8 protein-coding genes are annotated in these 12,511 nt (G+C 35.8%); all 8 read right to left on the minus strand.

The window, feature by feature from the left end:
- Positions 1-249: 249 nt before the first annotated feature.
- A complete protein-coding gene (locus OM074_RS02935) occupies positions 250-945 on the minus strand; it encodes a T9SS type A sorting domain-containing protein (RefSeq protein WP_301197784.1) in 696 nt (231 codons plus the stop codon).
- A 69-nt stretch (positions 946-1,014) separates the two neighbouring features.
- A complete protein-coding gene (locus OM074_RS02940; RefSeq protein WP_301197785.1) occupies positions 1,015-2,595 on the minus strand; it encodes a glycoside hydrolase family 32 protein in 1,581 nt (526 codons plus the stop codon).
- Between the two features lie 51 nt (positions 2,596-2,646).
- Positions 2,647-3,753: an SGBP N-terminal domain-containing protein gene (locus OM074_RS02945; protein ID WP_301197786.1), complete on the minus strand. Its 1,107-nt coding sequence runs from the start codon at positions 3,751-3,753 to the stop codon at positions 2,647-2,649.
- A gap of 14 nt (positions 3,754-3,767) precedes the next feature.
- On the minus strand, positions 3,768-5,447 hold the full coding sequence (locus OM074_RS02950) for a RagB/SusD family nutrient uptake outer membrane protein (RefSeq protein WP_301197787.1): 1,680 nt from the start codon (positions 5,445-5,447) through the stop codon (positions 3,768-3,770).
- A 24-nt stretch (positions 5,448-5,471) separates the two neighbouring features.
- On the minus strand, positions 5,472-8,603 hold the full coding sequence (locus tag OM074_RS02955) for a SusC/RagA family TonB-linked outer membrane protein (protein ID WP_301197788.1): 3,132 nt from the start codon (positions 8,601-8,603) through the stop codon (positions 5,472-5,474).
- Positions 8,604-8,709: 106 nt separating this feature from the next.
- On the minus strand, positions 8,710-9,600 hold the full coding sequence (locus OM074_RS02960) for a carbohydrate kinase family protein (RefSeq protein WP_301197789.1): 891 nt from the start codon (positions 9,598-9,600) through the stop codon (positions 8,710-8,712).
- 28 nt (positions 9,601-9,628) lie between these two features.
- On the minus strand, positions 9,629-10,969 hold the full coding sequence (locus tag OM074_RS02965; protein ID WP_301197790.1) for a sugar porter family MFS transporter: 1,341 nt from the start codon (positions 10,967-10,969) through the stop codon (positions 9,629-9,631).
- A 555-nt stretch (positions 10,970-11,524) separates the two neighbouring features.
- Entirely contained in the window at positions 11,525-12,493 is a 969-nt protein-coding gene (locus tag OM074_RS02970) for a glycoside hydrolase family 43 protein (RefSeq protein WP_301197791.1), read from the minus strand.
- Positions 12,494-12,511: the final 18 nt, after the last annotated feature.

Consider the following 12,511-nt stretch of genomic DNA (forward strand, 5'->3'; position numbering starts at 1 on the left):
ATTAGATTATAGATTATAGACTGATTTATATGGTGCTAAATACAGCTTAACAGGCAATCAAAATAATTTCATCTTTTATCAACCAATCAATACATTATTAAAGTTTAACGAACTATTTAAAACAACACTATTCATATAACCTGAATTCAAAACAGTAATATGAATTCAGGTTATAAAATAGATTTAAAGGGACTTGTATCAAAAAACTAAAACTTCCATAATAGAAAACATTAGGGCATCATACCTCTTTTAGTGTATCATTATTTTCTTAACGATGTTACTATCTTCAGTTTCAACTTTAATAATATATAATCCGCTACATAAGGATTGAAAGTCATCCATTGTGAATTCACTTCCTACACTCTCAATAGTTTTAATGAATTTCAGGTTACCCTGGATATCATAGATGCTCACTGTCACATCTCCAGTCTCCAATCCTTTTACCATTAATACATTTGATGGATTAACAAAGACCTCAACATTATCTATCTCCATAGATTTAGCACTTGTTGGTGTACAACTGATACATTCACAGGATTCCCAGCTAATAGTTGGTAGCACTACATCACTTGTAACTTCGTACCAATGCACATTTGTTTGAGTACCGTCCCATGGATTTGTAAAACACGATCCGGTACCTGTTCCTTCAGTTCCAGTAGATTCATCGCGAAATTCGCAATTCCATCCTACTACTCCTCCGGTTACTTCAAAACGGTAATCAATCCAGCCTTCCTTTTGTACTGTTGTTGACCAGATATTTGTTCCAGACTCATTTGTTAAAGTAAGTGCTCCACTCCATCCGTTTATGCCACCTCCCATAACTACGGCATCGTAATCAGAACCTGCGTAGGATGTCATATCAATTGAAATGGTTACGTTATAGGGTTGTGCATTGACAACAAGACTTAAAACAATAAATGCAAGGGTAAATATTAGATTTTTCATTTTTTACTTTTTAAAAATTAAACATAGATATTGATGTTAGCTAGCTAATTTGTTTTGATGTATTTATAACTAATCTCCAATTTCGTATACAGAGAGATTTGAAACGTCGATTGTTCCATTATCTACAAAAATGGTCCATGGATTCTTATCCATTTTGTAAATACGGTTGGTAAAGGCAACGTTGTCATTAACATAAACCACACAAATAGACTTTTCAATGACAATCTTTATATCGAAAACCTTATCATCCGGAACAATAAGGGGAGTAAAATTTAATTCTGTTGTATATGAACCTGTTGAGTAATTTGCCTCCTTATTCATAAACAGACAGGGCATTGACCACCTGTTAGTGGATGTCAAATCGAAAGCCACAGAATATACTTCAGACAAATCATCACAGGCGCCAAAAGAAAAACCAAACCCTGAAGATTGTGATGCATCAATGGTTAATTCAATCTTCACGGGAACTGTATTTCTATTAAATAAAGCGTACGATCTTTCATTCTGGTAATTGAGAACATACGATCCTTCATCACCTGTTACATCTCCCTGAGACTTTATCATTGAGTATTGAGTAGGCGTGTTAAATTTATGATCCACTGCCTCAGGTATCACTGGATATAACTTTCCGCTTGGTTGTTGAACCAGTTTATGGGTAATTAAACTTCCGGCCCAATCCAGTTCATTATTGCCATTTACAGTTTGTCCTGTTGAACACCATCCCGAGATATAACGATCAGTACCATTTGAAGCCGTTTTCCCGGCATAGAAATACAACCCGTCAATAGTTTCATGGTGACCACTTGCATCTTCACAACGCACCCAAGGACCATCAGGACTATCTGATACTCTGTAAAATGTTTTTCGATGTTCATCCCTGTTAATTCTGGAAAATACCAAATACCATTTATCACCCATCTTAAAAACATCCGGGCATTCCAAAATCTCAGCATCCGAATTGAAATCAGTTAAAGGAGAAATTAAATCCCAGTTTTCAAGATCCGAGGATGAATATCGAATCAACACTCCCTTTCCATCCTTTATAGAAGTAACCAACATTACATACGCCGATCTGGTTGGATCGTAATACACACATGGATCACGGAAATTATTTTTATCATATCCATCCGGAGCTTCAAAGGTAAATGAAGGAACTTTAGTGAATGTCTTCATATCAATTGAAGTGGCCAGCATTACCTTCTCTGCTGGATATAAACTTCCATTGTGCCCCGTATAAAAACCGTAAAGCTTACCCGCTGCATTTTTTATAAAACTTCCGGTTCCTAAATACGCTTCCTGCGAATCAGCTGTTTCTGTAGGTATTGACTCTGCAAAACCAGTAAATGAGCTATAATCACTTGTTGTAGTATTATAGATTGGGTGTTCAGTAGTTGCACCGTTTCTCCAATCCTGCAAATAAAACAAGTAATATTGGTTGTCATCCGAATTAAAATATGGCATTGGATCTCCAACATACCCACTTTGAGGTTTGTAAAAGGTAGAATAAGCACCACTCTCAACAACTGACCTACATGTTGTTGTTGTGTCTACAACTATAGGAATCTCCTCTGTATCATCTTTCTCATCCTTTGAACAACTTGTGTTTAAGAATAGAATGAACTGCATTAATAATAGTGGTAGAATCTTCATAATTTCTGTTTTTTTAGCGAACGGGGAAATCCCGTCCGCATATTTCAATTATTACTCTATTGGATGAGCTTTCAATTCATCCCAATACATTGTCTGTGTTTCAAAACCTGTTTCAGGAGTATGAGGCATAACAAGAATATTATTAATCACAGCAGTACGGTTCTCTGGAATTACAAAGGTTAGCTCTTGCCATTCACCAACATGATCAGCTGAATAGTCGGCATGCAACCAATCCTTGTTAAGTTCACCTGCTTCTTGTATTTCAAGCTGTACATCTCCAGCAACATCTTTCAATATCATAACTGTTATACTTCCATAAATGGCTGGATCAACATTTACCTGATTGGCATTCCATAGCACACCACTTGTCCATGGTCGTCCACCTGCATCAGTTCCATCGTTTGTTCGAAGAAGCGATACACAGGTCGATGTTGAATTAATACCATCTGTTACAGGATTTACGGTTCCATTGTTAACTGAACTGGCAATAGATTCCCATGTTGGAGATACATCTTCACCATTGTAAAGTACAAGAATAGGCGTAGGTTCATCTCCGAGAATGACGGTAACTTCATAATTAAATACAGAACTAAGATAATCCAATGAATACGTTACAGGATTGGTAAAATCAACTGAGGCACCAGCTTCAGGGGCTAAGGTCGCACCATCTGTATATTCTACAATTGGAATTAATGAAGTAACATCAGTACCTTCTGGTAAATAGATCACAATGGTTTTATTTTGCTCATCGATTGTGGCCTCTACTGATCCTATTTTAAAACTTGAGATCTTAGCCCTGGCAACATCAACGTTTACCGTATATTTTTGATATAAATCTGAATTTGTTACAGTATATGTTATATCAAATAAATTTCCATTTGCATCAGCAAAATCAATACTTTCACCGCTACCTGGTGTTATTTCTGCACTACTTGCAATAGTTATATCCGGAGATAAACCTGTCAGATCAGAACCTGAAGGAAGAATTACAGAAATTGTTGAGTTCTCTTCATTTATTGTACCCTCTACTCCATTCACAACAAAGGAATGAATACTTGTATCTCCTGAAAAATCAAGGCTATCTTTGGCATCTTCTTCACAAGAAAATAAAGCTACTGATAACAGGATAATGATAAATTTATAAATATTGGTTTTCATAATAATCTTCGTAATTAAAATCCATAATTTTGCTTATAACTTCCTTTACTGTAGTTTATTTGCTGAATAGGAACAGGCACATACTCATTCTTATTCTTTTCAAATTCAGCTCCCTGATAATAAGTATGGTCAGTAGCTTCTCCTAAATAGTAAGCATTCATTACTCCATCAGCGATACCCCAACGAACCAGATCAAAGAATCTACTGCCTTCCATGGCAAGTTCAAGACGACGCTCCCACCTCAACGCATGACGGGCATAATCCTCAGTCCATACACAATTCACTCCATCCTGATAAGTTTGAATGTCAATATTTGTTGCAAAACTGATTAATGAAGTACTTACTTTTGCTCTTGTTCTAACCTGATTTATTAAAGGCAGTGCATCTGCAAAATTCCCCATTTCAATCAACGCTTCGGCCCTCATCAATAACACATCTGCATAACGAATGATAATGTTATTTTTAGAGTTGGCATACCATGCTCCTGTTTTAACATAATAGTCACTTGCCGGATCTACATTTTCTTTTAACGAAGAGAAATAACCATACATGTTAGGATTACGAGATTGGTTTTCTTCGTAATTGATATTAGTATATTTATATGGTTTTCCGGCAATAGCTACAGTATGGAAAAGTCTTGGATCCACTTTATCTGTACTCTCACTGTAATTTGCATCATTGAATGTATTAAACATTGGTAAACCGTTTGATGTCTTAAAAGCGTTTACCAAATTCTGACTTGGCTTATTAAAATCACCACCAGGTGTAGGTGTGGTAAGGGCATTACCCATATTTAATCTTCCATAAGTTGTTCCGTCATCTTGCGAATATTGAACTGCAAATAAAGATTCAGCACCATTTTCATATTCTCCTGGTAAAAAGTTGTAGGCGAAATCATTTTCCAGTTTATAAGGAGAAGTCATCACAAAGGCAGTTAAATCCAATACCTTTTGTAAATCATCCTGATCTATTGAAACCACATTATGCATCTCATCCTGTCTGTAAGCTTTGTATAGATAAACTTTAGCAAGGTATGCTGCAGCTGCATATTTGTTAGCACGGCCTACTTCATCCTGTTCTTCAGGTAGATTATTGTAGGCATATTCAAAGTCATCAGCTATTTTTTGCCATAATTCATCATTTGTATAAGCAACATTTGAAAGGCTTGAAATATCTTCAGCTGACATAGTTTCTTCTACAAAAGGAACCATTTTAAATATGATCTTCTGAATAAAATGCATATGCCCACGTAGAAAACGCATTTCTGCTGTTCTGACTTTCTTCTTAGACATATCATCTTCACTGATTTTATTGAGCAGACTTAGGGCAAAATTAGCTCTTGAAATAGCCACATAATTTCTGTACCAGAATACATCTGTATACCAGGTTTCATTACCAATTGAAGGCGAGCTGATTTCAAGGAAGTGCAAAAAGTCACCGTCATTTTGATCGTTACCACCCTTATAAGCATCATCAGATCTGACATTACCATAGTTCCATAAACTTAATGGACGGTTGATTTCATCATTTCCTATTGCTGCATAGGCAGATATTACCTCATTTTCAATTTGCTCTGCACCGGTCAGGTTGTCTTCTGTCAGTGTTCCGTAAGATGGTACTTCTAAAAAGTCATCACACGACACCAGATTTAAAGCAATTAGTGAAATGAATATTAATTTATATGTTCGTTTCATGATTTTTGATTTTTGATTTAGTTCTTAAAATGAGATGTTCATACCAACTGTAAAAGATGTGGAGATTGGGTAAGCCAAAGCAGGGTTTTCAGGATCCAATCCGGTAAAATCTTTACTCTTAATAGTCATCAAGTTTTGTCCGCTGACATACAATCTGGCTTTCGATAATTTCATTTTCGACAATAAATCTTTAGGTAACGAATAACCCAGCTGAATAAGTCTCAATTTCAAGTAAGAACCGTTCTCAACATAATATGAAAAAGTTCGCTTTTCATTATTTAAATCACTGTACGATAGTGCCGGTATATCTGAACCTGTGTTTGTAGGACTCCATGCGTCTAATACTCTGGTTCCCTTATTTGAACCTAATTCATCCACAGCCCAAAAATCTGTAAAACGCTTTACCGAATTATAAACATCAATACCATAAACTCCCTGCAAAAATGCAGTCATATCAAAGCCTTTCCAACCCAATGCGATATTCAAACCATATTCAAAATCAGGATGTGGATTTCCGATCCAGGCTCTGTCATTTTCATCAATAACCTCATCGTCATTCATGTTTTTATATCTGATTCGGCCAAGTCCTTTTCCTGTTTGAGTCACATAATTATCCACCTCATCTTGCGATTGAAATAATCCATCAGCTACATATCCATAGAAAGAATTCAAAGGTCGTCCCAAGATATTATCAGTAGTTCCATTTCCTCCATAGCTATTCACTACACTTTCCGGCAGCTTTGTAATTTTATTTCTATAGCCCGAAAAGTTTGCATTGATATCATATGACAAACCAAACGATGTTTCACTTCTGTATCCAATAGCCAGTTCCAAACCTTTATTCTCCATTGAAGCACCATTCACCCAATGGTCACCACCTTCACCAATTGCGCCTAAGTACGGAGGTTTTACAAGAATGTCTTCTGTGTTTTTTAAATACGCTTCAATACTTCCGTAAATAGCCTGATTATAGAATCCAAAATCAAGACCAATGTTAGTTTGAGTTGTTGTTTCCCACTTGATTTCGTCGTTGGCTCTTTGAGTCAGCGAATATCCTGAAGGCAATATTCCTGAGTTAGAACCAGTGATATCGTAAGCAGTACCTGTATTAATACCAGCTCCGGTTTCGCCAATATAATTCGCATAAATCAATGTTCTGTTGGCATAGTTATCTATTTCCTGATTACCAGTTTGTCCCCAACCCACTCTAAGTTTCAGGTTTGAAATAATTCCTTGTGTCCCAGCCATAAAACCTTCCTGATCAATACGCCATCCGGCAGAAAAAGCAGGAAAAGTTGCATATCGGTTATCTTTACCAAACCTTGAAGAACCATCACGACGCATGGTTACTGAAGCCAGATATTTATCAGCAAAACCGTAATCAATCTTTCCAAAAAATGAGTTTAAAGTATATCCTGTTGAACCACCTGTAGCATACATTTCGCCAACTCCAGCATCAGGCCACATATAATCAGGATCTTCAACTTCGTAGGTTCTTCTTTCTGCAGAAAAGTTGATGTCAGAATTATCAATCATTTCTGTACCCAGTAAAAACGAGAATCGACTGTTGTTAAGTTGTACTACATAATTTACAGTATTGGTCCAGTTCCATTTCATTGAATGACTTTGTATCATTTTTGAAGAAGTAAGGTCTGATCCTAACCTTCCGGTAAAACTATAGGTAAGAACACGTTGATAATAATTAGAATAATCAAGACCAAAACTACTTTTAATATGAAGGTTTTTAATCGGCTGGATATCAATGTATGCATTACCAAATAATCGCCAGTAGCTATACGGATTATCTTTATTCGCATCCAATATTCTGGCAGGATTGTCCCTGTCTCTCATACCTGATGTTACACTTCCCCAATCTCCATCAACAGTTTTTACAGGCATCACAGGAAGTGATAATATTGCCAAATCAAGTACTCCTCCTGGAGTTTGCAACTCTGATGTATTGTTGATAGTCAGGTTTTCTCCAATGGTAATTAAATCTCCTAAAATTTTTCTACTAGTATTAATACGAGAAGAAAAACGTTTAAAGTAAGTCTCATTAACGGTACCTTTATTATCGTAATATCCTAATGAAAAGAAATTATTTGATTTATCAGTTCCATTACTGATCGACAAGTTGTATGATTGTGCAAATCCAGGACGGGTAATTTCATTAAACCAATCTGTATCAGATGTCAACATGGTATTCGTTCCGTCTCTTGCATCAATATACTTAGGTAACTTCATTCCATTTAAAATAGCATTACCACTATTATCGTACTCATAATCATACACATATCCAATCTGGTTATTATTAGGATCAACACCACTGTTTATCATGGCCTGCCATTGAGCCTGTCCAAACTGTTTGGTATTCAGCATATCTATAATCTCTCCATACTGAGAAAAGGTTTGAAACATGTCAAAATTAACTTTGGTTTTTCCTTCTTTTCCTTGTTTAGTTGTAATGATAATCACACCATTTCCGGCTCTTGAACCATAAATACTGGCAGCAGAAGCATCTCTAAGCACCTGTATGCTTTTAATATCAGAAGGATTCAGTTCATGCATTCCACCTTTTGTAGGCACTCCATCAATTACATACAAGGGATCATTATTATTTAATGTACCGATACCCCTGATTCTAACAGTTGATGATCCACTAGGATTGCCATCGCCACTAATATTAACACCAGGGATTCTACCTTGCATGGCTTTAATCGGGTTGTTCTCTCCCTGCTTCATAATTTCGTCAACCTCAACAATTGAGACAGCTCCTGTTAAATCAGCAATTTTTTCAGAGGTATATCCAGTAACAACAACTTCATCCAAACCTACTAAATCACTTTTCATATCAACATTGATAATTAATTCATTACCAACAGTAATGGTTTGGGTAACCATTCCAATAAATGAAAATTCGAGTTGGGCACTTGGTTTCACCTGTAAAGTGAAATTTCCGTTAATATCAGTAATTGTTCCATTTGTTGTTCCAATTTCCACAACAGTAACCCCTGGAATTGCAATATTTGTCCCGGCTTCAGTCACGCTTCCTGTTATATTTTTCTCTTGCGCCATGGCAAGAGTAGAAATAAAAGCTATTAGAAACACCGCAAAAAGTTTCTTAAGCCAATTAATTAAACCATCAGATTTTTTCATTTTTCTTCATTTAGTCGCACTTGCCTCCCTAATCATTCATCTATTAGTAAGTTATGGAAACTTTCACAAACAAACTCTTATCAGAATACAAAATGCTTTTTTATAGTTAACAATTGATTTTATCACAGATTTGATTCAAATTATAAGAGGGAGTAGCTCCCTTTTTTGTGCACACAAATGCTGACACACTTACAGCCATTTGATGTATTTCAGATAATGGTTTATTTTGCAACTTTCCTATGATCATTACACCAGTAAAAGAATCGCCGGCACCAACGGTATCAGCCACTTTTACCTTAGGTGTTTCTAAAAATGATTGTTCGTCAGCTGTAAATAAGTAACTGCCATTTTCACCACAAGTAAGTGCTAACATCTCAAGCTGGTAATGCCCAATAAGAAATTGACATTTTTCAACATCAGATCCTTTCCAACCAAACATTGCAGAAAGAATCACCAGTTCCTCATCGTTAATTTTAAGCACATTACAAAGTTCTAATGATTTTTCTATTACCTCCTTGTTATAGAAATCCTGTCTTAAGTTGATATCAAATACTTTAAGACATTCTTTAGAGGTATAATTGATTGCCTGTTCAATAGTATTCCTCGATACTTCATGACGTTGCGCTAACGATCCAAAGCAAACAGCATCAACCAGGTTCAATTCCTTTTTAGCTGTATCATAAAGTTCAATCATATCCCAGGCAACATTTTCAACAATATCATAAGTAGGAATACCATTATCTTTTAATGTAACAGCAACAGTTCCTGTAGGAAAATCCACTCTGGATATTAAAGAATCAATATTTAGTTTTTCAATATTATCGCATATCTCATCTCCTAAAGAATCATTACCTACAGCACTTAAAATGCCTCCTCTAGCGCCCATTTGTTGCGCATGATAAGCAAAATTTGCAGGTGCTCCTCCCAATTGCTTTCCATCGGGTAACATATCCCACAAAAGCTCACCCATTCCAATTACATAAAATTTCTTATCCATTTTATTGTATTTTAATTTTTCAATTAGATTAGTTTAAGGCCAGGTCCACCTCCAGCTGCTCCAGTGTTTTACCCTTTGTTTCCGGTATGTATATGAGGATAAAAATAAAGGCGATAAGACTGAATAGACCAAAGAAGCCAAAGGTGTAGGCACCTCCTAAGTTATTCAGCATCCAAGGGAAAAACTGCACGGTTAAAAATGTGCATACCCAGCTAATTCCTGTTGAAAAAGACATGGCAAGTCCTCTGATTCTATTTGGGTAAATTTCTGAAGTAACCACCCACATTACAGGCGCTAACGAAGCTGCAAAAAATGCAATATAACCTAACAACGACATCAAAATACCAAAACTACCGGCTGTTTCAAAAGTGAATGAATAAACCATATACATCAATGAGATGGTCATTCCAACAGTTCCCCATAACAACAATACTTTTCGCCCCTTTCTATCAACTAACCAAAGAGCCACAATAGTAGCAACCAAATTGACTACTCCTACCAAAACGGATTGCAATAATGCTTGGTCGCTACCTACATTGGCCTGACTAAAAATGGTGGGTGCATAACTAATCACAGCATTAATTCCTGTTATTTGCTGAAAGGCAGCAAGCAGACTTCCCAGTAAAACAACTTTGGCAACTTTTCCTTTAAATAGCTCTTTAAATTTTACCTTATTGTTATTTCCTGTTTTTTTCAGAGCACTGCTAATATTATCAAACTCTATTTGAGCATTTTCCTTCCCCACCAATCGGGTTAATATATTCAATGCTTCTGCAGGTCTTCCTTCTTTAGCTAACCAACGGGGACTTTCAGGGAAAGAAGTCAGCAATAATACAAGAAAAATCAATCCAAACACCACCGGAACTGCCATCATATATCGCCAGCCATTAGCAACATCAACAAAACCAAAGTCAATAACATATGCCAGTAAAATTCCGATTACAATTGCAAATTGATTATTAGCAACTAACATACCCCGCATATTAGCAGGTGCAATTTCAGAAATATATGTAGGAGCTAAAACAGAAACAGCACCAACACCTAAACCAGCAACAAACCTACTTGCAATAAAAAGCTCTATTGAATCAGCAAGTGAACATCCTAATGAGGATAGAATAAAAAGAACCGCAGCAAGAATCATCATAGGCTTTCTACCATACTTATCACTCAATGAACCAATGGCTAAAGCTCCAATCAAGCATCCTATCATTATTGATCCAACAGCAGCACCTAAACTAACATCACTTAAAACGAAATAATCTTGTATAAAAGAAACCGCACCTGAGATTCCAGCCATATTTAAGCCAAAGATCAATCCGCTTAATACAGCAATAAATGTTATCCAATATAAATACCTGTTATTTTTCATTTCTCACTTTTAAAGAATTACACCTTATTGTTTTTGAGTATTAAAAACTCTTAACAAATGTAAAATGAGAAACAAAATTCATGTTGCAACTATGATACAATTCCTATCAACAATAGTACATGAAGACCTATATTTTAAAGGATTATAACATATGATACCTACATATCGTGTATGTTACTTGTGTGGTAATAATTATTTAGGATAATAAAGAAAACAATGGTTTTATAAACCAATATGCATCCAATTTGATTTACATTAGTTTATTCTGATTTGATAAAAAACAAAAAAGCTTGTAAATCATACGATTTACAAGCTTTTGTATGCTTTTATTTCTTTAAAAGTGATCCAGACAGGAACAAATCTTTTTCTTGTAAACTATACATTTACAATCAATTACAAAATCAAAACTTACTAGGTTACACTTAACTTACACATACCTATTAGTTCTGAATGCATTGATTTGATGTCTATTGATTGTATGTAAAAATACAAAAAATCATTGGTTTTTGATACTAAAACAATGCAAAATGAAGGCACGTACATAAGTCTACTTTTCTATTCTACCCCTTCCATTGTATTAATGCGGCCATCTTCAGTATACTCTAACTCTTGAACCTTTAAACTCCTAAGCCAGGTTCTTCCTCCTGATGGGACGCAATCATGGAAAAACAAATACCACTTATCTTTAAATTCCACTATACAATGGTGTGTTGTCCAACCAACAACAGGAGTTAAAATTATCCCTTGGTAAGTAAAAGGGCCATACGGAGAATCCCCTATTGCATAGCATAATTTATGCGTATCGCCCGTTGAATATGAAAAGTAGTATTTACCATTGTACTTGTGCATCCATGAAGCTTCGAAAAACCGTCTGTCATGATCACCTGCTTTAATAGTTTCACCGTTTTCATCAAGAATAACAATTGCTTTGGGTTCTTCGGCAAAAGAGAGCATTGATTCATCCAGTTTTACGATTCTTGAGGGAAGTGCATCTTCATCATCTTTGGGTTCATGTCCGCACTCAATGGCTTTATTATCTCGGTACCGTTGTAATTGTCCACCCCATAGGCCTCCAAAGTACATGTATTGCTGTCCATCTTCATCGCAAAAGACGCAAGGATCAATTGAATAACTTCCTTTTATTGGATCTTCCTGAGGAATAAATGGACCTTCTGGTTTATCACTTATGGCAACACCAATTCTGAATATATCGTTTTTATCTTTTAAGGGAAAATATAAATAGTACTTACCATCATTGTATGCACAGTCACAATCCCATAGTTGTCTGCCTGCCCATGGAATATCTTTTACATCAAGACCTACTCCATGATCTGTTACTTCTCCATCTATATCTTCCATGGAGAAGATGTGATAATCGCGCATGTCAAAATGGTCGCCGTTATCGTTTTCAGGAATTCCTGATTCTACATCGTGCGATGGGTAAATATAAAGTTTACCGTTAAAGACATGAACAGCCGGGTCAGCCGTATATAAATGATCTATTAAATATCTTGGTTTTGACATTATATTGAAATTATTTTT

Origin of the sequence: Plebeiibacterium marinum (assembly GCF_026013615.1) — a bacterium.
Classification (GTDB): Bacteria; Bacteroidota; Bacteroidia; order Bacteroidales; family Marinilabiliaceae; genus Saccharicrinis; species Saccharicrinis marinus_A.